Source organism: Saccharibacter floricola DSM 15669 (assembly GCF_000378165.1).
GTDB classification, from domain to species: Bacteria; Pseudomonadota; Alphaproteobacteria; order Acetobacterales; family Acetobacteraceae; genus Saccharibacter; species Saccharibacter floricola.
In genome coordinates this window covers 308889-329240 of record NZ_KB899333.1, presented here as the reverse complement: position 1 = coordinate 329240, position 20352 = coordinate 308889, and the positions used below count along the sequence as shown (strand labels likewise).

Here is a 20352-nt window from a genome sequence, read left to right as displayed (position 1 = left end):
GGCTTCTGCCTTTGCTAAAACATCTTCAAAAACTTACGAAAGTCTCCAGCTCTCCCAGTCTAACCTTCTATGCTTTGACAAACATCTCATGCTATCTCTCAATAGTGAGTATTGGGGAAGGCTAAGAGTGAGGTCTCATCATCTATGTCCATTTTGATCTCTGGCCCTATAGCCGCTTTTGCTAGGCGCCATTTACCTCTCCTATTCTTAGGGGCATCTCTATCTCTCGTCCCCACGACCCAAGCGGCAGATACCGTTGATACCCAAACTATCGCCACACGACTGCACGAATGGCAACTTCTGACAGGTTCTGATGGCTCCAACCTTCCAGCCAAACGTTATGCCTCTTTTCTCCAAAACCCTCAGATCTGGCCTCTTCAAAACCGTCTATCATGGCGCTATCAAAATGCTCTGCTCAGTGATGACGCAGCCGCAGACCGCCCAGCTCTCTGCCCTTCTCTCCCCATCACTCAATGGCAAACGCTGACCGTTTGCGCTCCTTTTTTAAAAGACGTGACAGCACGCGCTCGCGCTTTATGGGTGTCCTCTGTCAATGGTAATGATGAACATGCTTTCCTCCACCAGTATGGCACATTATTGACCCCGTCCGATCAATGGAACCGCTACGTTCACCTTGAAACAAGCGGCCAAAAGACCAGCGCCCAACGGCAAATTGACCGTCTAACACCGTCCGAACAAAAGCAAGCACGCGCACGGTTTGCCCTACGTTTTAATCAAGACAACGCAGACGATTTATACGCCCAAGCGACACAATCTTATGAACCAACCTTATTGCTCTTACGGCTGAAATATCTTCGCCGTCAGAACCGCTATGATGAAGCTGTTCAGCTCTGGCAAAGCGTCGGTTTACTGATTGAGCAACAGCAAGCACTCGCAAAACACACAGCCTGGATCAATGAGCGATTGGCCCTAGCCCGGTGCCTTCTGCGCCAATCAGGCGGAAACAATCCCACTCAAGCTTTGCTCCTTATCTCAGCAGAAACACGCTCTGTTCCGACAGTCGCCGAGCAAGAAGAACATCTGTTAGGAGCCTATATCCACCTTGTTCTGCTTAATGAACCTGCGAGCGCCTCTACACTCTTGCAGCCACTTCTTAGCGCTCCGACACTCACAGCACGTGCAGCCGGCGCTTATTGGAGCGCACGGAGCGAGGAAGCTCTGCATCACGGACAAGCTGCCCAAAAGCTTTATGAAAAAGCAAGCGCATTCCCAACGACCTTTTACGGCCAGATTGCCCTAGCACGATTAACGCACTCCCCTTTTCTGAACCAATCCACACGCTCCGATGCCTTTCTCATTGCTCTTCAACAGCATCTAGACGCCCTTCCGACTGTCTCGACAGGGGAAATTATACGTCCCGACCTCGCTGAAGCCGCTCGCCTCTTGCATGACCAAGGCGATGATACACAATCCACGCTGTTTTTAAGCTTTCTTCAAGGACAAACACGAAAAGACGCTGATCAAAAAGCTGTTGCCGACCTCGCTCACGCTCTCCAACTTCCTCAGCCTGCTATTTTAGCAACGCGTGCCTTAGCCCGTCATGGGATAGCCCTGTACCCGACAGGGTATCCATCACCCGCCCAGCTCACATCACTCCCCTTTATACAACTTCCTTCTGGGCTAACAGCGGCACTTATCCGGCAAGAAAGTAGTGCGAACCCTACCGTCATGAGCCCACGCCAAGCTGTCGGCCTCATGCAACTCCTTCCCGGTACCGCCCGGCTGACAGCCCGCCGTCATAACATCAGCACCTCAGTAGTAACCGCACAAAGCCTTACGAACCCGTCACTTAATATGACATTGGGCCAATTTTATCTTCAGGAATTGCTCCAACGTTTCGACAATATCCTTCCCTATGCCCTTGCCGCTTATAATGCTGGGCCGGGTCGCGTTCATCAGTGGAATAATGACCCTATCATCCCCCTGCCCGAACACGAGCATACTGAGACAGATGACGACCAGTTACTACACTGGGTCATGTTAGTGCCTTATCAAGAAACACGTTTTTATATTGAGCATATTGAAACAGATATGGCGCTCTACGCCTTATCCTCTCGTCCTTAACTAAGCGAAGGACTCATCAAAAAAGGGCGGCTCCAAAGAACCGCCCTTTCTCTTCCTCTTCACGAAAATCGTAAAGATTAGTTCGCCTGTGGCGCCGCTGGCATGCTAGGAGCCTGTGGTGCAGCAGGAGCTGCTGGCGCGCTAGGAGCCTGTGGTGCTGAAGGTGTCTGAGCTTTCTGCAAAGAAGAAGCGTTCAGATCTTCAGAAGACTTGTTGTCACCCGCAGTGTTCTGAGCAGCCTTACCAGCACCCTTCTTACCATGATGCATCGCACATTTTTTGTGATGATGGTGACCATGGTGAGCAGCAAGAGCTGGAGCAGCAGCAGCGGTCAGACCCATCAGCGCAATAGCGGACAGAGATAGCTTTTTCATAAATCCTCCTCAATCATCTTCTTCTAACAAGACAGTTTCACCTTAAAGCGAGAACCTTATTAAAACAATAACCTAAAGCATTACATCCTAGACATGTTTAAGACAGCTCACTTTAAGATCTGCATTTATTTGCCCTCAGATCTGTTAAAATTTAGAGGATTACTGGTCTTTTCTATGTCTCACTAATAAGCACGGTGTGACCTACTACTTCTAGCGCAACCTAACCAGCTCCCTTGTTTTTGGCCAAAGCAGGAAAATCTAAGAATAAAACAGCTCTTCCCCATCCCTATAAACCCAATCATCTCCAGAGCCCAATATAATCTAGTGAGATGAAGAATCGGAGAAGATGCACCTGTGATAACGTCTGGACTAGCCGAAAAAAACCATGAACCCTTCTCCGCGCGAAGAGCCAAGTTCTTAACTCTCGCACCTTCCTCTTTGAGGGATACTTACCATTTCCTTAGCGCTTCCCGTCGAGAGAGCTCATGCTTCAGGAAGAGTGTTTCTTCTCTAAAGCGAGATCAAAGCATATTCTATATTCCCTGCTTCGGCCTACCTATGAACAACTACACGACCAACCACCATGCCCGCGGCCTTTGAGCCCATTTCCCATCATAGTTGTTGGATAGAAATAGTTGCCTCATTTCTGGAGTCCGCTTCTGCGTCTCGGACAATCTATCGTAACGCAATAAACACGTCACCTTCTCTGGGTAAAATTTCAAGCGCTACCTAGGAATGAACTATGATTTTACTGACCCGCATAGAACCATCATGTTTGGATTCTTTAAAATGCCGGCTAAAAACTAATTATCCTGACGCCTACTATGAGCACTGCTTACCTTCCTAATTGTTTTCAAAAGGTGATGGCCCATAAATAGCACGAGCGCGTGTAGTAAACGCTTTGACCATACGTTTCACGGCTTCACCAAAAACCATCCCAATCGCATTACGAAGCAAGAGCGAGCGGAACTCGAAAGTAACATGAAGCCCAACGCGGCACCCGCCCTCATCGGGCTCAAATATCCATTGATTACTCAGATATTTAAACGGCCCTCTCTCAGCACGCACAACGATGCGATGAGCCCGCTCTAAGGTGACGCGGCTTGTATACGTCTCACGAAAAGGGCCAAAACCTACGGTTAAATCAGCCAGCATTTCCTGCTCTGTGCGTAAACGGACAGACGCACGAATGCACCATGGCAGGAATTCTGGGTAACGTTCAATGTCAGCAACAAGATCAAAAAGCTGTTCTGGCGTGTAGGGAATAACACGCTTTTCGTTATGTGACGGCATTAATCCTGCCCTTTCAAGCGACGTAGCCGTGTCTCTCTCAATTCAGCAAAATCACGGTCAGCATGATAGGATGATCGTGTGAGTGGTGATGCACTAATCTGCAAAAAACCCTTTACCCGTGCCCATGCTGCATAATCTGCAAATTCATTGGGCGTCACAAAATGACGTACGGGTGCATGTTTCACAGAAGGCTGCAAATACTGCCCTAAGGTAATAAAATCGACATCCGCAATGCGGAAATCATCCATTACCTGTCCAACTTCTGCCTTTTCTTCCCCCAGCCCTAGCATAAGCCCTGACTTGGTAAATAAAGACGGATCAAGCCGCTTTGCTTCATCCAATAAGCGAATAGACTGATAATAACGTGCCCCAGGCCGAATACCGGGATAAAGCCGCGGCACGGTCTCGATGTTATGATTAAACACGTCCGGCCGCGCCTGAACGACAACCTCAAGAGCCCCATCTTTACGGAGAAAATCTGGGGTTAGAATTTCAATCGTCGTTCCTGGTGAGGTCTCTCTAATCGCCTCAATCACACGTGCAAAATGCTGTGCCCCACCATCAGGAAGATCATCACGATCAACAGATGTCAGCACAACATGCTTTAAGCCCAACGTCGCAACCGCTTCAGCAACGCGCTGCGGTTCATCATGATCAAGCGGATGAGGGCGCCCTGTCGTCACATTGCAGAACGCACAGGCCCGCGTGCAAATCTCCCCCATAATCATCATGGTGGCATGACGCTTAGACCAGCATTCCCCAATATTAGGGCAAGCCGCCTCTTCACACACTGTCGTCAATTTGTGCTCGCGCATCAACGCCCGCGTTTCGTGATAAGCGGGGTTCCCCCCCGGTGCCTTCACGCGTATCCAGTCCGGCTTCCGCTGGATAGGGTTATCGGGACGATGCGCCTTTTCAGGATGGCGCATCGCCGCTTCTCGCTCACGCTGATGGTTGATCACAATACGTTGGGCCATAAGACTTAGATGTGCAAAGCACCCTCATAGGCGGCAAGAACCGCTTCATGCATCGTTTCCGAGATCGTCGGATGGGGAAAAACGGTCTCACTCAACTCGGCTTCGGTCAACTCCCCCGTGCGAGCAATCACATAGCCTTGGATCATTTCCGTCACCTCAGGGCCGATCATATGCGCACCAAGCAGCTCGCCTGTTTCCGCATCGAACACCGTTTTGGTCATACCGTCAGGCTCACCCATCGCAACGGCTTTTCCGTTTGCAAGGAATGGGAAGCGTCCCACCTTAACGCGATAGCCTGCTGCACGAGCCTTCTCTTCACTCAGCCCAACAGACGCTACTTGTGGATGAGAATAAGTGCAGCCTGGAATATTGAGCGCATGCAGAGGCTCTGGAGAGCGGCCACTGATCTTTTCGACGCAAATAACCCCCTCATGGCTCGCTTTATGAGCCAACCATGGCGCCCCTGCGACATCACCAATCGCATAAAGACCCGGTTCATCCGTCCGACAGAACTCATCGGTGAGGATATGTGTGCGGTCAACCTTGGCCCGTGTTTTCTCAAGGCCTAGCTCTTCCACATTACCAACAATGCCCACAGCACAGATAACGCGATCCACTGTCAGATCAACCGTTCCATCAGGCGTTTCGAGCGTTGTCGAGACACTGTCCTCCCCCTTCTGTAGCGGCCCAACTTTCGTGTTGGTATGGATCGTCATTCCACGCTTTTCAAAGGCTTTGCGCGCTTGAGCACTGATCTCCGGGTCTTCTGCCACCATGATGCGATCAGCCACTTCGGCAATCGTGACCTCGCATCCGAGATCACGATAGAAAGACGCGAACTCAACACCAATAGCGCCCGAGCCAATAACCAAAAGCTTTTTAGGCAGCACATCAGGGGTCATCGCCTCACGCGCTCCCCAGATGTGCTTACCATCCGTTTCCAGCCCTGGGAGCTGACGCGCCCGCGCACCCGTTGCCAAAATAACATGAGGGGCCTGAATCTCTGCCGTTTTCTGGCCATCCTTCATGACAGCAACTTTATGAGCATCCCCCTGCCGGCCAGCGAGCTGAGCACGACCATCAAAAGTGCTAACTTTCGCTTTTTTGAGCAAGTGCGCCACACCACGGCCCATACGGGTCGCAACACCACGGGAACGCTTGACGACACTTGGCAGATCAAATGATGGGTTCTCAGCCGAAAGACCATAGTCCTTCAGATGATGCAGCGTATGGTAAAGGTCAGCCGAACGCAGCAGTGCCTTGGTCGGGATACATCCCCAATTAAGGCACACCCCCCCCATATGCGTGCTCTCAACCAGAGCGACATTCATACCAAGCTGGCTGGCGCGCAGAGCGGCCACATAGCCCCCCGGCCCACCACCAATCACAATCAGATCAAATAGGTCAGACATGGCTTAGATCACCAGGGAATAAGGGTTTTGAACAAGGTCGCGCAGCGTGTTGAGCCATTGTGCACCCAATGCCCCATCAACAGCACGATGATCGACAGACAAGGTAACGGTCATGACCGTTGCAATCGCCAGCTCACCATCACGCACGACAGGGCGTTTTTGACCAGAAGCGATCGCTAAAATAGCTGCCTGAGGTGGGTTGAGAATAGCTGCGAAATCCTTCACGCCAAACATGCCCATGTTGGAGATAGAGAATGTACCGCCTTGGAACTCTTCTGGAGCGAGCTTCCCTGCACGCGCACGTCCTGCTAAATCGCGTGCCTCCACACTAATTTGCCGCAACGACTTCTTATCCGCTTGCCGGATAATCGGTGTTACTAAGCCGTCTGGCACAGAAACGGCCATCGCAATATCTGCATCATCAAAATGCAGCATTTCCGTCTCAGTAAACTGCACATTAAGCCCCGGCTGCTTCTTAAGCGCTAAAGCAACCGCACGGATCATCATATCGTTCACTGATAGCTTGAGGCCTTCAGCCTCTAGGCTCGCATTCAGCTTGCTTCGCAGCGCCAACAGCGCATCCAGCTCAATATCAACCGAGACATAGAAATGCGGAACGTGTGTTTTCGATTCCGTCAGGCGGCGCGCAATGACCTTCCGCATGGTTGAATGGGACACCGACTGAACGGCCCCACTCTTGGCGGACGGCTCTTCCAACGCTGCCGGCGCAGGAGCCGGTGCTTTGACGGCTCCATTGTCGATATCACGACGGAGAATACGCCCATTGGGCCCCGTCCCCTTCAAGGTCGCAATATCAAGGCCGCGCTCTTTGGCCAGACGTCGTGCAAGCGGGGAAATGAAGATCCGCTTCCCCTTCTCCACCATCGGCGCGGCGGGGCTACTCTTCTCTTGAGCTGGTGCTGCCGGAGTTTCAGGAGCCGAGGCTTTTGGAGCAGGAGACGCCTCTGCTGAGGGCTCGCCTCCACCCACCGGCTTATCAGGCACGGCCTCACCCTCTTCAACCAAAATGGCGATCGGCGTGTTTACAGCAATATCAGGCGTGCCCTCAGAAACGAGCAAGCGACCGATGATCCCCTCATCAACCGCTTCCACTTCCATCGTTGCTTTGTCAGTCTCAATCTCAGCGATCAGGTCACCAGCTGCAACTGTCTCGCCTTCTTTCTTCAACCAACGCGCCAGCGTCCCCGTCTTCATTGTGGGGGACAGAGCGGGCATCAAAATATCAGTCGCCATGAAAGATCAGTCCCCTAATTGCTTGCGCACAGCATCAACCACCCATTCTGGTTTGGGCAGTGCCAGCTTTTCAAGATTAGCCGCATAAGGCAGTGGAATATCAAGCCCGCACACGCGAGACGGCGGTGCATCAAGCCAATCAAAGGCTTGCTCAACGGCAACCGTGCAAATTTCAGCACCGATTCCCGCAGCTGGCCAGCCTTCCTCAACAGAAACAATGCGATTCGTTTTCTTAACACTGTTCACAATGGTTTCTGTATCCAACGGACGCAGAGAGCGCAGATTGATGACTTCTGCCTCAATCCCCTGCTTGGAAAGCTCCTCGGCTGCCTCTAGCGCCACACCAACCATGATGGAGAACGCCACAAGCGTTACGTCACTTCCCTCACGCTCAATACGCGCTTTACCAATCGGAAGAACGAAATCATCTGCTACCGGGCATGGGAATTTCTGCCCGTAGAGAATCTCATTTTCCAACACAACAACTGGGTTCGGGTCACGGATAGCGGCCCGTAGAAGCCCCTTCGCGTCAGCGGAAGACCATGGTGCCACAACCTTCAAGCCCGGAATATGCGCGTACCAGCTTGCAAAACATTGTGAATGTTGCGCCCCAACGCGCGCTGCCGCCCCATTAGGGCCACGGAACACGATTGGGCAAGCCATCTGACCGCCTGACATATAACGCGTCTTCGCAGCAGAATTGATAATGTGATCCACGGCCTGAAGAGAGAAGTTCATGGTCATGAACTCGACAATCGGCTTTAATCCCGTTAGGGCCGCCCCGGTCGCCATCCCTGTAAAGCCATGTTCAGTAATGGGCATATCAATTACGCGTTTGCTGCCGAATTCATCCAGCAAACCTTGGCTGACCTTATAAGCCCCCTGATACTGAGCAACCTCTTCCCCCAGCAGGAAGACGTCACCATCACGGCGCATCTCGGCACCCATCGCATCACGCAATGCTTCACGCACAGTGATTTCTTCTGTCTCACCCCATTCTGGTTCTGCAACCGGAGAAGGCGCTGCAACAGGCGCTGTGGGCGCTGAAGAGGAGGACGTTTCTGAAGCGGGCGCGGTTTTATCGTCACCGCCCTCAGCAAGGTTCACAGTATCAGCCGCCGACGCATCCTCACCTTCTTCAAGCAAGACGCCGATTGGCGTATTCACCGCGACATGCTCAGCACCATCATGCACGAGGATACGACCAAGAACACCGTCCTCAATCGCCTCTAATTCCATCGTCGCTTTATCGGTTTCGATCTCCGCAAGAACGTCACCAGAGCTTACCTGATCACCTTCTTTTTTGATCCAGCGAGCGAGGGTTCCTTCTGTCATTGTGGGGGACAGAGCCGGCATTAAAATCGAAGAAGCCATGATGATTATTCCCCCACCAACACATCAGTCCATAGCTCAGATTCATCTGGCTCTGGGCTCGTTACGGCAAAGTCAGCGGCATCTTTCACAACCGCCTTCACATCGGCATCTACGGCCTTAAAGAAGGCATCATCAATCCCGTGCTTAGTCATTTCCGCTTTCAAAGTTTCAATGGGATCACGCGTGCGGCGCATCTCGTCCACTTCGGAACGCTGGCGATATTTAGCCGGATCCGACATGGAGTGCCCACGATAACGATAGGTCTCCATCTCCAACAAGAACGGCCCCTTGCCAGAGCGACAATGCTCAAGCGCTTCCTGGGCAGCCAGATACACAGCAGCAACATCCATGCCATCTACTTTGCGAGACGGAATGCCCCAAGGTGCCGCATTTTTGGAAAGGTCTTTGGATGCTGAAGCACGCTCAATCGCTGTCCCCATTCCGTAGCGATTATTTTCAATCACATACAGACATGGAAGCTTGTGCAACGCAGCTAGGTTAAAACTTTCAAAAGTCTGACCTTGGCTACTCGCCCCCTCACCCATATAGACGATCGAGACGCGGTCTTCATTACGATACGCACTTGCAAAGGCCAGCCCTGTTCCCAAAGAAACCTGCGCCCCCACAATACCGTGACCGCCATAGAATTCTTTCTCACGGGAGAACATATGCATGGAGCCACCCTTACCGTGAGAATAGCCGCCTGATCGTCCGGTGAGCTCTGCCATGACGCCACGGGCTGTCATGCCCGCAACAAGCATTTGGCCGTGGTCACGATATGACGTGATGGAAGGGTCACCCTCTTTCATCGCTAAGCCAATACCGACAACGACAGCCTCCTGTCCGATATAGAGATGGCAAAAACCGCCAATTTCCCCCATACCGTAAAGCTGTCCAGCCCTTTCTTCAAAACGACGGACAAGAAGCATCTCCCTGTAGGCACGCTCCATCTCTTCCTGTGATAGCGCCGGTCCATTCTGCGGAATAGGCGCATCCGCCGTGACACCCATGGCAGTCTCCTAGGGTTAGTAAACTCTGATAATGATGTAGTCTTACCTTCTGAGGTCATGGAATACTAGAGCACCGATATCCCATGACCACGACCAAACGGGCAGACCACTGCTTATGAAAATAGTAACGGTGGCTTAAAAACCAAGCAAACGTCGTGCTGCTGCGCCTGGGTCAACATCTTTCAACAAAGATTCTCCAACCAAGACGGCGCTGCATCCAGCCTCACCTACCTTCTCAAGGTCTTCTTGTACACGGATACCGCTTTCTGACACAACCAAACGATCCGGCGGAACATTAGGAGCGAGATCCAATGTCGTTTGAATGTCCGTTTTCAGTGTTTTGAGATCACGGTTATTAATGCCAATGAGGAAGCTATCATAAGCCAACGCACGTGTGAGTTCGTCTTCATTATGGACTTCCAACAGGACATCCATATCCAGACCACGTGCCAATGCAATAAGCTCAGCTGCCTGATTTTCCTCAAGAGCTGCCATAATGAGCAAAATGCAATCAGCCCCGATGAGGCGGCTCTCATGCACTTGCCATGGATGAAGGATGAAATCCTTCCGCAAAATCGGCAAGCTGCACGCCTCACGCACGGCCTTTAGATCATCCGTACTCCCGTGGAAGCAAGACCCTTCAGTTAGAACAGAGATGCAGCTCGCGCCAGCAGCTTGGTAGGATCTTGCAATTGCAGCAGGATCATAATCAGGCCGCAAAACACCGGCCGAAGGCGACGCCTTCTTTACCTCAGCAATCAACCCCACGCGCCGATCGGCAGTGATATGTTGAAGCGCCTGCCCAAACCCACGCGTCGGGGTCGTAACCTCGCGCGCTTTCGCGGCAATCTCTTTGAGTGACATCACCTGTAAGCGCTGCTCAACATCAAGAAGCGTCCGCGCACAAATGCGCTTAAGCACGTCAGGGGTTTTGTCACCCTCACCTTCAGCATTCTTTGAAGGCGCGTTTCCTTCATTGGAGCCGGCCTCGCCGTGATCGGCTGCAACCGTTTCGGCTTTCTCGGCTTCCGGTTTTTGCTCGGGAGCCGCATCAGAAACCGCAGACTGTCCGTCAGACTCTGATGGAGCAAAGGCAGTCATCGGCCGCTGTGGCAAGAAAATCATGATCGTCCTGAAACTCTAACTTGAAAACATGTAAGCGGGATACCGCCGTCACTGTGCCCTTACACCTCTTTGCGCGCGCGTCAAAGCCTCCAAAGCAAAACCATCGTCTAATGAGCGCGCAGCTTGGGCAATAAGGTGCTGCAATGATCGCGAGGAAACCTGCTCTCCGGCCCATAAAGAGCCACGCCCAGCGACGTGGAGAGCCACAGCTGCATTAAGCAACACAGTATCGCGATAACAGCTTTTTTCGCCTTTAAATAACGCTTCCATACGCTGTGCATTCTCTTGAGGCGCTCCTCCACGAACTTCACGCACAGGTTGCACAGAAAAACCCGCCATTTCCGGTGTGATCGTCACCTCACGTCTCTGGTCTTGTTCCCACACAGAAATATGACTTGGCCCAGCAAGGGTCAGCTCATCAATCGGGCCTTCATCAGTCTCGCCTTGAACAACCCAAATCGATTCTCCGCCAAGTTGCCCCAGCACATCCGCTACGGGAGCACACCAGCGTTGGTCAAAGACACCGACAAGCTGCCGCTTTACTCCTGCTGGGTTACAAAGAGGGCCTAGCAAATTAAATAAAGTCCGAAAGCCCAGATCCTTGCGCACGGAGGCCGCTTTTTTCATCGCTGTATGATGATACGGCGCAGCTAGAAAAGCCAGATGATCGCGTTGCAAGCGTTGTTCCTGACGCGCTACGTCCCCGTCTGCCGGAATACCCAGAGCCTCCAGCACGTCCGTCGCCCCTGCCTTTGATGACAAGGCACGCCCACCATGCTTGGCAACCTCCACCCCCAACCCAGCCAGCACGAAAGCTGTCGCTGTCGAGACATTTAACGTGCCAAGACCATCACCTCCCGTCCCGCACACATCAATCGCATTTGGTGGAACATGACGAAGAGGCGCCATATGACGCCGTACTGTACGGACAGCCCCGAGAAGCTCTTCAGGCGTTTCCCCCCGCATATGCAGAACTGTCAAAAAAGACGCCAGTTGAACCTCAGATACAGCGCCGCTCATAATCGCGTCAAAAGCTTCTTCTGCCTTTTCGGCCGACAACGAAGCCCCCGATAGCACCGTTTTCAACATGCTCGGGAAAGAAGATGCGCTGCCTTTCTCACTCGTCAAGTCAGCTAGAATAAGCTCTATACGTGAGAAACAAGACAGCGAACGAAAATCCTCACCTCTTCCCCCACGTACATAAAGAGCGGTTAGAAAGGCTACGCGTTGTGCATCAGATAAAGAGGGTTCACATACACCCCCTTCATCTAACGAACGTGCCTCTTCTGCTGAAAAGGGCTCAGCTGACACCGCCTTTCTCAACAAAGCTTTCACAGAAGGTATCTGCCCCTTCTCACCCATCAGGCTTTTTCCTTCACGACACCGGCAAGACGCAAGAAATTCGCGAGAAGTGCACGCCCAGAATCGGACGCAATGCTTTCTGGATGAAACTGCACACCATGAATCGGGTAATCACGATGCCGAAGCCCCATAACGACTCCATCTTCTGTGCGCGCATTAACAATGAGAGGTTCTGTAATGCTCTCCGGTTTTACCGTAAGACTGTGATAGCGCACCATATTCACAGGCTCCGGTAGCCCTTCAAACACACCGCTTCCATCATGATGCATCGCGCTAATTTTGCCGTGCATTGGCTCAGGAGCGCGCACAACATCAGCCCCGAAAACCTGTCCGATAGCCTGATGACCTAAACATACGCCTAAGACAGGGATCTTCCCCGCAGCCAAACGGATCACATCACAACAAATACCAGCCTCATCAGGAGAGCACGGCCCTGGAGACAGCACGATTGCTTCCGGCTTTAAAGCAATCGCCTCTTCCGCAGAGAGAGCGTCGTTACGTTTGACGAGGCATTCAATGCCCAGCGCCCCAAAATGATGGACGAGGTTAAAGGTAAAGCTATCGTAATTATCAATCAGAAGAATCATCAGACCTCTACCCCTTTTTCTCATCAGTTACTGACTGAGGATGGGCATTGTTCGTCGGCTTTCCAACCCGTATAGCCATTTCCACCGCATGTTCAGCCGCGGAGAAAAGGGCCCGTGCCTTCGCGCGCGTCTCCTGATATTCCGCTTCTGGCTCAGAATCAGCCACCACGCCACAGCCTGCCTGCACATACATCTGGCCGTCTTTTAACAGCGCCATCCGCAGACCAATGCACGTATCCATCTCACCATCAGCGCCAAAATACCCCACACAGCCCGCATAAGGCCCTCGGCGCGTTGGCTCAAGTTCGTCGATAATTTCCATGGTGCGGATTTTAGGAGCCCCCGTTAACGTCCCTGCTGGGAAGGCGGCCGAAAGAGCGTCTAACGCCCCAAGCTCCGGCTTAATCTGCCCCGTTACCGTGGAGGAAATATGCATCACATGGCTATAGCGCTCAATCACAAATTGGTCAGGCACCGCAACAGAGCCAGGCTGTGAGACACGCCCCACATCGTTCCGTCCCAGATCAATCAGCATTAAATGCTCAGCAAGCTCTTTTGCATCAGAAAGCAGTTCTTTCTCCAAAGCCTGATCCTGTGCACGATCCTTGCCGCGCGGCCTCGTGCCGGCCAATGGACGTACTGTTACCTGTCCCCGCCGCAAACGCACCAAGATCTCCGGTGATGAGCCCACGAGCGTAAAAGCCCCCAGCTCCATCAGAAACAAGAAAGGCGCTGGGTTAATGCGGCGCAAACTGCGATACAAAGCGAGAGGTGAGAGCGGAAAAGCCGTTTGAAAACGCTGACTAGGCACAACCTGGAACGCATCCCCAGCAGCAATATAGTCTTTCGCCCGCAACACATTCGATAGAAACTGATCAGGCGTTACATTGGACTGCGGTTCATGGAGCTGCGTTCCCTCTGGCAGCCCCTCAGCCTCGTAAGAGAGAGGCTGACGCAGTGCCTCACGCGCTTTTTCCAACAGCTCAGCAGCTGCTTCACGTCCATCCTTATGACGCACAGGAGCTGCCAGAATGAGCTCGTCGCGCACCGTATCAAAAACAGCAAAAAGACGTGGGCGAATCATCACGCCTTCTGGAAGGTCTAAGTCATTTTCTGGTGCATGAGGCAAAACCTCCATCTGACGCACCATATCGTAGCCCAACACCCCAAAGACCCCACCAATCATGGGTGGGAGCTCTTCAGGAAGCTCCATACGACTTTCCGTAATCAGCTTATTGAGCGAGGGAAGCGGCCCTTCTTCTTGCACAACGCCATCGCGCTTCGCCTGGCCATCCTGACAGACCCAAACCGTATCAGGCATCAACGCGATGATAGAATAACGACCGCGCGCCTCTCCACCCTCAACGCTTTCAAAAAACAGACGATAAGGGTCATCAGGCAATTCTGCCAACCGTAGAAACACGGATAACGGCGTCAGCAGGTCTGCTGCCTCAACACTATAAAGAATATCGTTCATTACTGACCTTGCCCTGCACCGCCAACAAGGCGGCCCAAAATTTGCTCACTGACTTGATGAAAAAGCTCTGTATTCAAAGCGCGATGGGACGTTTCGTGCTGATAGCTACTACCTAGGCTTTCGATAAGATCACCTTGCAACCCTTGGAGAAGCTGTTGTTCAACACGTTGGCGCACAGCCTCCTGCTCACCCGTGGCAGGAGCCGCACTTCCCGTCACCTGAACCAACCAAAAACTATTCCCCTCTTGGAGCATTGCCGTCTGGCCAACATTTTGGTTTAGAGCCGCACGATTGATGAGCTCAGGCATGTCGCTCCGCTTTTGCAAGCGAGAAAAACGCTCGTCCTTACGAAGACTTGCTTCTTCAGGCTGACCAGATAAGGCGTGCTGTAGCCCGTCTTTCTTTGCGCTCTGATATAAAGCAGTCGCACGTGCTTCCTGCGCGCGCTTTTGCTGCTCTCCCTGCCATGCAGTCGTTACATCCGCACGTACCGTATCAAACGCTTTTTGCTGTCCAGGCTGAACATTTGCCACCACAACAGCAAAGCCGCCTCCGTTAGGAAGAGAGACAACGTGCGGATAGTCCCCCTTTGCCTGTGAGAAAACCTGTTGCACAATCGCCTTGCGCGTTGCCTCATCCCCTGGGAGAGGAGCTGGGGAGCCCCCGGCCGTCATCCCCTGCGCATCAAGCGTGCCTTCGACGGGAACGGCGCCAATATCTGCTGGGATTTTATCAAGCTCTGTTGAGCCAGCAACAGCTTCCTGAAACGCCTGCATATGCTGAGACGGCACAACAGAAGGCTCAGCCTTCTGAACCTCTGCACGAATCTCCGGTGCTGCCTGCTCAAAACTAACCTGATGAGGTGCCGTAATGCTTGTGACATGCACAACACTCCACCCCATAGCCGTTTTAACCGGCGCCATAACTTGACCCGAATGCGCCAAAAAAGCCGCTTTCGACAACGCTTCATCGGGCAGATCCTCTGGGCGAGCATTGGGAAGCGTCGCCGGAATAGCCTGCGGGAAAGTTTTTTGAATACTCTCCCATGTCGCTCCATCCTGCCAGCTATGCGCTGCCTGCTGTGCTGTAGCCTCATTATCGAAGCCCAGCACCTCTACGCTGCGCGTTTCTGGCTGATTATAGTCACGTGCACGCTGCTTATAGATCGCGCGTACCACATCATCCGTGACCGCTACCTTACTCGGCAAAAGCACAACAATACGTGCATGACGGTATTCTGGCTCCTTAAACAACCATGGATGATTGTCATAAAAACGCTTCAACTGTGCGTCACTTGGTTGAGAGGAAACTTTCCCTGCAGAAAAGGGAAGCTGTATCAGATCAACTTTGCGAGCCTCAGTATAAAAGCGAACCATTTGGTCGAGTTCCGCTTTAGGCACTGTGACATTTTGAGCCAGCCCAAACATCGTTGCTTGAGCTGTTTTTGACTGGCGAACCTGCTCAATTAAATCCTGATGCTGCAATCCATTACTCTGGAGCAGCTGGTTCATTTTGTCCGCACTAAAATGCCCCTGAGCATCACGGAACTCCGGCATTGAAAAAACCGTTTGGCGGATTAGCTCATCGCTCGGTGTCACCCCGTTCCGCTCCCCGGCAAGCTGTGCACCTTTGAGCGTAAGAAGGTCACGTAAGGATTCAAAACTGACTTCCTGCTGGGCTGCTGGCGAGCGCAAGGCACTAAGAGGCACACCACTTTGTTGCAAATACCCCAAACGCTGCTGAATGCTACGAGCAAAGTCACGTGGTGTAATCTTATAGTGGCCAATTTGCGTTATATCGCCAGATGACATTCCTCCTAGGCCACCAGAAAGCCCCATAAAACTGCCACTAAGGCCAATAAACGCAACAAAGATAGCGAGGGCAATGACCCGACCTATCCAAGTGTCAACAACAAAATGACGCAGAGCAGTAATCATAGAATCGAATATCACTTAATCCGGAGGCAGGATGGTATTAACGGGCAAACCCCGCTAGAGTGTTTGGCAGCATAATGATGCTGAGACAAATTGACCAGCACCACCTCCCTTTCTAGGTGGAGGGGGAGATGTCGATGGGGGGAAAGCACTATGAGCACAGCACCCAAATTTGTGATTGGGAACTGGAAAATGCAGGCCCAACACGAGCGCGGCCTGACACTCGCTGGGGACGTTACAAAAGCCTTGGAGGAAAATCCTCCTCCCTCCCATATACGAACTGTTATCTGCCCGCCTTATACGCAGCTTTCAGGCGTCAATCACATTCTTCGCAAGCATGACTTGCCAGCAGAGCGTATCTCTCTTGGCGCGCAAGATTGTTATCCGGCTCCTTCCGGGCCCTTTACTGGTGACATATCTGCAAAAATGCTTACAGAGCTTGGCGCCCGTTACGTTATTCTCGGCCACTCAGAGCGCCGTCAAAATCATGGCGAGACAGATGCTGTTATTCGTCAAAAGGTTAAGGCAGCTACGGCTGCAGGGCTCATCCCGATCGTCTGTATTGGTGAGCATCTTGCAGAACGCAATGAAGGCCGCGCGGCAAGTGTTTTAGCCGGTCAAATTGAAGGCTCTCTTACGCGCGGATTTAGAGGAATCGTCGCGTATGAGCCTGTATGGGCCATTGGGAGCGGCATTACACCGTCCCATGAAGAGCTTCAAAGAAAGCTTTCTTTGATCCGTGCTTTATTGCCTATGCGCTTGATGACGGATGACATTCGTGTGCCGGTTCTGTATGGCGGGTCGGTCACTTCTGTCCAAACCCCTTCTCTTCTTTCTATTGACGGGTTAGATGGGGTTCTCGTTGGAAGTGCCAGTTTGGAAGCTCAGAGTTTCCTCGATATTATCCGGGCTGCAACGGAGGTTCCCTCCTCTTCGCCTTCATAAACTTATTGGACCCTTTTGTTCATGACCACTTTTTTGCTTGTCGTCACTGTCTTAGTTGCTCTTGCCTTGATCGGCATTATCCTGATCCAGCGCAGTGAAGGGGGTGGATTAGGTATAGGGAGCGGCCAAGGGGTCGGCGCTTTTATGACAGGACGGGGCACAGCTACTCTGCTTACCCGCGGAACTGGCGTTTTAGCTGCTCTGTTTATGATTCTGTGCCTTACGCTAGATGTCCTTAATCGCGGCGCATCAACAGGCGCTACGGGGCATGATATCCTCTCCCAACCTCCTGCTGCTGCGCAGGATACAGCGTCTTCGCACAAGGCAAATGCCCCTTCGGCACCAGCTCAGCACAAGCCATAAGGCCTCGCCTCGCCTTAGCTGCATCATCTCTTCCTCTACTTTATGTGAAAACATTGTAGAATTGATGCAGTTGCTGCTTCCCTCTGAAGGGGTCTTCAGTGTATGAAGACCTCCCATGACGCGCTTTGTATTTGTCACCGGTGGGGTAGTTTCCTCTCTCGGTAAAGGTATCGCCTCGGCGGCTTTGGCCGCCCTCCTTCAAGCCCGTGGGCACAAGGTCCGGATACGGAAGCTTGACCCCTACCTGAACGTTGATCCTGGCACGATGAGTCCGTATCAGCACGGTGAAGTTTTCATCACCGATGATGGCGCTGAGACGGACCTTGATCTTGGCCATTATGAACGTTTTACAGGGGTTCACGCTCGCCGTTCTGACAACACCACGACGGGACGACTCTATTCAGATGTTATCGCTCGCGAACGACGCGGTGACTATCTTGGGGCCACCGTGCAGGTCATCCCCCATATTACCGATGCGATCAAAGAGGCCGTGGTCTCTGAGACAGACGGCTATGATTTTGTCCTAGTCGAGATTGGTGGAACCGTTGGCGATATTGAAAGCCTTCCTTTCTTGGAAGCGATTCGTCAGCTACGTAATGACCTCGGTTACGACCAGACTATTTCCGTCCATCTTACTCTTCTTCCTTTCATCCCCTCCGCTGGGGAGCTCAAAACAAAACCAACCCAGCATTCTGTTAAAGAGCTCCAAAATGTTGGGCTCCAACCACAGATTCTTCTGTGCCGTTCAGATCGCCCTATTCCGCAAACTGAACGCCGCAAGATTGCTAGCTTCTGCAATGTACGCTCTGAAGCCGTTATTGCAGCAATGGATGTCGATACAATTTACGCGTGCCCTATCGCGTATCATCAGCAGGGAATGGATCGCGAAGTACTCCGTTATTTCGGCCTTCCTCATGACGATTCGCCGGATCTCTCACGTTGGGAGAATATTGTCCGAGGCATTCGTGAACCAAAGGGTGAAGTACGAGTCGCTGTCGTAGGAAAATATACGGCCCTTCTCGATAGCTACAAATCTCTTGCCGAAGCACTATTACATGGTGGAATCGCCAACAATGTCCGTGTTCGTATGGACTGGATCGATTCGGAAGAACTGGAGAAACCAGGACAAATTGATAAGCTCCTCCGCGGCGCAAACGCCATCTTAGTCCCCGGTGGATTTGGAGAACGTGGTGCGGAAGGCAAAATCAGCGCTGTTCGCTACGCGCGTGAAAATCATGTCCCCTTCCTTGGTATTTGCTTTGGTATGCAAATGGCTGTCATTGAATGTGCACGTTCGCTCGCAGGCCTGCCTAAAGCATCCTCCACAGAGTTTGGCCCAACAGATGAGCCTCTCGTTGGCCTCATGACAGAATGGGCCCAAGGGACGGAGCTCCTGCGCCGGCGTGAAGGGGGTGACCTTGGTGGAACCATGCGCCTTGGTGCTTACCCTGCGACACTCACACCTGGGTCTCGTGTCGCGGAGGTTTACGGACGCACCGACATTCGTGAGCGTCATCGCCATCGTTGGGAAGTTAACGTCCATTACCGCGAGGCACTTGAGAAAACGTCGTTGCGCTTCTCAGGTATGTCTCCTGACGGGGTTCTGCCGGAAGTTGTGGAATACCCAGATCATCCGTGGTTCATTGGGGTTCAATACCATCCAGAGCTTCTCTCGAAGCCTTTTGACCCTCATCCGCTTTTTGTTGGTTTGGTCAAAGCAGCCAAAGAGCAACAAAAACATGCACAACAGGATGCCGACGCGTGAGCTTCCAGCTGAGAGACCTGACGATTGGGCAAGACCAACCTTTCACCTTGATTGCTGGTCCATGCCAGATCGAGTCACGTGATCATGCTTTCTTTATGGCTGAGGCGCTTACGCGCCTCTGTCATGAGCTTGATATTGGCTTGATCTATAAAAGCAGCTTCGACAAAGCGAATCGCAGTTCTCTCCATAGTGCCCGCGGCGTGGGAATTGATGCAGGCCTCTCTATTTTGGCTGATATTCGGCAGGAATTTAATGTTCCTGTACTAACGGATGTTCACTCACCCGAGCAATGCGCCATTGCCGCTGAAGCCGTTGATGTCTTGCAGATCCCTGCCTTCCTATGTCGTCAAACGGATTTACTGCTCGCAGCAGGACGCACGGGCCGCGCGATCAATGTCAAAAAAGGACAGTTCCTCGCTCCTGGCGATATGCGCAATATCGTCGATAAAATCACGTCAACAGGGAATGAACGCATTCTTCTCTGTGATCGTGGAACCAGCTTTGGCTACAACACCCTCATCAACGATATGCGGGCCCTACCTATCATGGCCCAAACCGGTCACGCTGTGGTCTTTGATGCAACACATTCTGTGCAGCAACCAGGAGGCCTAGGAAATGCAACCGGTGGTCAACGCGAGTTCGTAGAGCCCCTCGCTCGTGCAGCGCTTGCTGTTGGCGTTGCTGCCCTCTTTATAGAAACGCACGAAGACCCCGACAATGCGCCAAGTGATGGCCCTACCATGGTGCCCTTAGACGAGATGAAAGCGTTACTTCAGCGCCTTAAAGCGATTGACAGTTTGGTTAAGTCCTATGCGGTTAAATAAGGAGTAGATGAGAAGAAACTTAACATTCTTCTCATCCTTTTTATGGGAAATCCTTTGATAAAAATTGCCTTCTCAAAGGATTTAATAAATACTCCCCATCTAAGAGATTTATATTGGCAGAGACGTTTTATTTCACCTGGATATTATGAAAGATTTCAAGTGAAACACAATAAATATTATTTATATTGAAT

Annotated in this window: 17 protein-coding genes; 5 read left to right on the top strand and 12 right to left on the bottom strand. The window is 52.1% G+C overall.

Features of this window, described 5'->3' with window-relative positions:
* Positions 1-144 precede the first annotated feature (144 nt).
* Entirely contained in the window at positions 145-2085 is a 1941-nt protein-coding gene (locus F457_RS11855) for a lytic transglycosylase domain-containing protein (RefSeq protein ID WP_018979350.1), read from the top strand.
* 77 nt (positions 2086-2162) lie between these two features.
* Here F457_RS11855 and F457_RS0101435 read toward each other — a convergent pair whose 3' ends face one another.
* The 12 genes from F457_RS0101435 to F457_RS11840 form a co-directional block, all read right to left on the bottom strand.
* Positions 2163-2459 (bottom strand): hypothetical protein, encoded by a 297-nt coding sequence (locus tag F457_RS0101435; RefSeq protein WP_018979349.1) that lies wholly within the window; start codon positions 2457-2459, stop codon positions 2163-2165.
* Positions 2460-3302: 843 nt separating this feature from the next.
* Positions 3303-3752: a type II toxin-antitoxin system RatA family toxin gene (locus F457_RS0101430; protein ID WP_018979348.1), complete on the bottom strand. Its 450-nt coding sequence runs from the start codon at positions 3750-3752 to the stop codon at positions 3303-3305.
* The gene (gene lipA / locus F457_RS0101425; protein WP_018979347.1) at positions 3752-4729 is read right to left on the bottom strand and encodes a lipoyl synthase; all 978 of its coding nucleotides are present in this window, start codon (positions 4727-4729) and stop codon (positions 3752-3754) included. The genes F457_RS0101430 and lipA overlap by 1 nt, the downstream gene beginning before the upstream one ends.
* A gap of 5 nt (positions 4730-4734) precedes the next feature.
* Positions 4735-6141 carry a dihydrolipoyl dehydrogenase gene (gene lpdA, locus F457_RS0101420; RefSeq protein ID WP_018979346.1) on the bottom strand — a complete coding sequence of 469 codons (1407 nt, stop codon included), beginning with the start codon at positions 6139-6141 and terminating at the stop codon, positions 4735-4737.
* 3 nt (positions 6142-6144) lie between these two features.
* Positions 6145-7395 carry a pyruvate dehydrogenase complex dihydrolipoamide acetyltransferase gene (locus F457_RS0101415; RefSeq protein ID WP_018979345.1) on the bottom strand — a complete coding sequence of 417 codons (1251 nt, stop codon included), beginning with the start codon at positions 7393-7395 and terminating at the stop codon, positions 6145-6147.
* Positions 7396-7401: 6 nt separating this feature from the next.
* Positions 7402-8769 carry a pyruvate dehydrogenase complex E1 component subunit beta gene (locus tag F457_RS0101410; protein ID WP_018979344.1) on the bottom strand — a complete coding sequence of 456 codons (1368 nt, stop codon included), beginning with the start codon at positions 8767-8769 and terminating at the stop codon, positions 7402-7404.
* Between the two features lie 5 nt (positions 8770-8774).
* Positions 8775-9779 carry a pyruvate dehydrogenase (acetyl-transferring) E1 component subunit alpha gene (gene pdhA / locus F457_RS0101405; protein ID WP_018979343.1) on the bottom strand — a complete coding sequence of 335 codons (1005 nt, stop codon included), beginning with the start codon at positions 9777-9779 and terminating at the stop codon, positions 8775-8777.
* A 135-nt stretch (positions 9780-9914) separates the two neighbouring features.
* Positions 9915-10904, bottom strand: a complete 990-nt coding sequence (gene trpC / locus F457_RS11850; RefSeq protein ID WP_018979342.1) for an indole-3-glycerol phosphate synthase TrpC — start codon at positions 10902-10904, stop codon at positions 9915-9917.
* A 48-nt stretch (positions 10905-10952) separates the two neighbouring features.
* A complete protein-coding gene (trpD, locus tag F457_RS0101395) occupies positions 10953-11993 on the bottom strand; it encodes an anthranilate phosphoribosyltransferase (protein WP_169584101.1) in 1041 nt (346 codons plus the stop codon).
* Positions 11994-12265: 272 nt separating this feature from the next.
* Positions 12266-12853 carry an anthranilate synthase component II gene (locus F457_RS0101390; RefSeq protein ID WP_018979340.1) on the bottom strand — a complete coding sequence of 196 codons (588 nt, stop codon included), beginning with the start codon at positions 12851-12853 and terminating at the stop codon, positions 12266-12268.
* Positions 12854-12860: 7 nt separating this feature from the next.
* Complete coding sequence (gene trpE / locus F457_RS11845; RefSeq protein ID WP_018979339.1) at positions 12861-14330, bottom strand: anthranilate synthase component I; 1470 nt, start codon at positions 14328-14330, stop codon at positions 12861-12863.
* Positions 14330-16267 (bottom strand): peptidylprolyl isomerase, encoded by a 1938-nt coding sequence (locus F457_RS11840; RefSeq protein WP_018979338.1) that lies wholly within the window; start codon positions 16265-16267, stop codon positions 14330-14332. The genes trpE and F457_RS11840 overlap by 1 nt, the downstream gene beginning before the upstream one ends.
* A gap of 150 nt (positions 16268-16417) precedes the next feature.
* Between F457_RS11840 and tpiA the strand changes: the two genes are divergently transcribed.
* From tpiA to kdsA, 4 genes are all read left to right on the top strand, one after another.
* Positions 16418-17209, top strand: coding sequence for a triose-phosphate isomerase (gene tpiA / locus F457_RS0101375; RefSeq protein ID WP_018979337.1), 792 nt, complete (start codon positions 16418-16420; stop codon positions 17207-17209).
* 21 nt (positions 17210-17230) lie between these two features.
* Positions 17231-17572, top strand: coding sequence for a preprotein translocase subunit SecG (gene secG / locus F457_RS0101370; RefSeq protein WP_018979336.1), 342 nt, complete (start codon positions 17231-17233; stop codon positions 17570-17572).
* A 115-nt stretch (positions 17573-17687) separates the two neighbouring features.
* Complete coding sequence (locus tag F457_RS0101365; protein ID WP_018979335.1) at positions 17688-19337, top strand: CTP synthase; 1650 nt, start codon at positions 17688-17690, stop codon at positions 19335-19337.
* A complete protein-coding gene (kdsA, locus tag F457_RS0101360; protein ID WP_018979334.1) occupies positions 19334-20161 on the top strand; it encodes a 3-deoxy-8-phosphooctulonate synthase in 828 nt (275 codons plus the stop codon). Before F457_RS0101365 ends, kdsA begins: the two co-directional genes overlap by 4 nt.
* Positions 20162-20352 lie beyond the last annotated feature (191 nt).

Coding starts and splice junctions, on each gene's coding strand:
- F457_RS11855 (WP_018979350.1), top strand. CDS start 145: ATGTCCATTTTGATCTCTGGCCCTATAGCCGCTTTTGCTAGGCGCCAT.
- F457_RS0101435 (WP_018979349.1), bottom strand. CDS start 2,459: ATGAAAAAGCTATCTCTGTCCGCTATTGCGCTGATGGGTCTGACCGCT.
- F457_RS0101430 (WP_018979348.1), bottom strand. CDS start 3,752: ATGCCGTCACATAACGAAAAGCGTGTTATTCCCTACACGCCAGAACAG.
- lipA (WP_018979347.1), bottom strand. CDS start 4,729: ATGGCCCAACGTATTGTGATCAACCATCAGCGTGAGCGAGAAGCGGCG.
- lpdA (WP_018979346.1), bottom strand. CDS start 6,141: ATGTCTGACCTATTTGATCTGATTGTGATTGGTGGTGGGCCGGGGGGC.
- F457_RS0101415 (WP_018979345.1), bottom strand. CDS start 7,395: ATGGCGACTGATATTTTGATGCCCGCTCTGTCCCCCACAATGAAGACG.
- F457_RS0101410 (WP_018979344.1), bottom strand. CDS start 8,769: ATGGCTTCTTCGATTTTAATGCCGGCTCTGTCCCCCACAATGACAGAA.
- pdhA (WP_018979343.1), bottom strand. CDS start 9,779: ATGGGTGTCACGGCGGATGCGCCTATTCCGCAGAATGGACCGGCGCTA.
- trpC (WP_018979342.1), bottom strand. CDS start 10,904: ATGATTTTCTTGCCACAGCGGCCGATGACTGCCTTTGCTCCATCAGAG.
- trpD (WP_169584101.1), bottom strand. CDS start 11,993: ATGTTGAAAACGGTGCTATCGGGGGCTTCGTTGTCGGCCGAAAAGGCA.
- F457_RS0101390 (WP_018979340.1), bottom strand. CDS start 12,853: ATGATTCTTCTGATTGATAATTACGATAGCTTTACCTTTAACCTCGTC.
- trpE (WP_018979339.1), bottom strand. CDS start 14,330: ATGAACGATATTCTTTATAGTGTTGAGGCAGCAGACCTGCTGACGCCG.
- F457_RS11840 (WP_018979338.1), bottom strand. CDS start 16,267: ATGATTACTGCTCTGCGTCATTTTGTTGTTGACACTTGGATAGGTCGG.
- tpiA (WP_018979337.1), top strand. CDS start 16,418: ATGAGCACAGCACCCAAATTTGTGATTGGGAACTGGAAAATGCAGGCC.
- secG (WP_018979336.1), top strand. CDS start 17,231: ATGACCACTTTTTTGCTTGTCGTCACTGTCTTAGTTGCTCTTGCCTTG.
- F457_RS0101365 (WP_018979335.1), top strand. CDS start 17,688: ATGACGCGCTTTGTATTTGTCACCGGTGGGGTAGTTTCCTCTCTCGGT.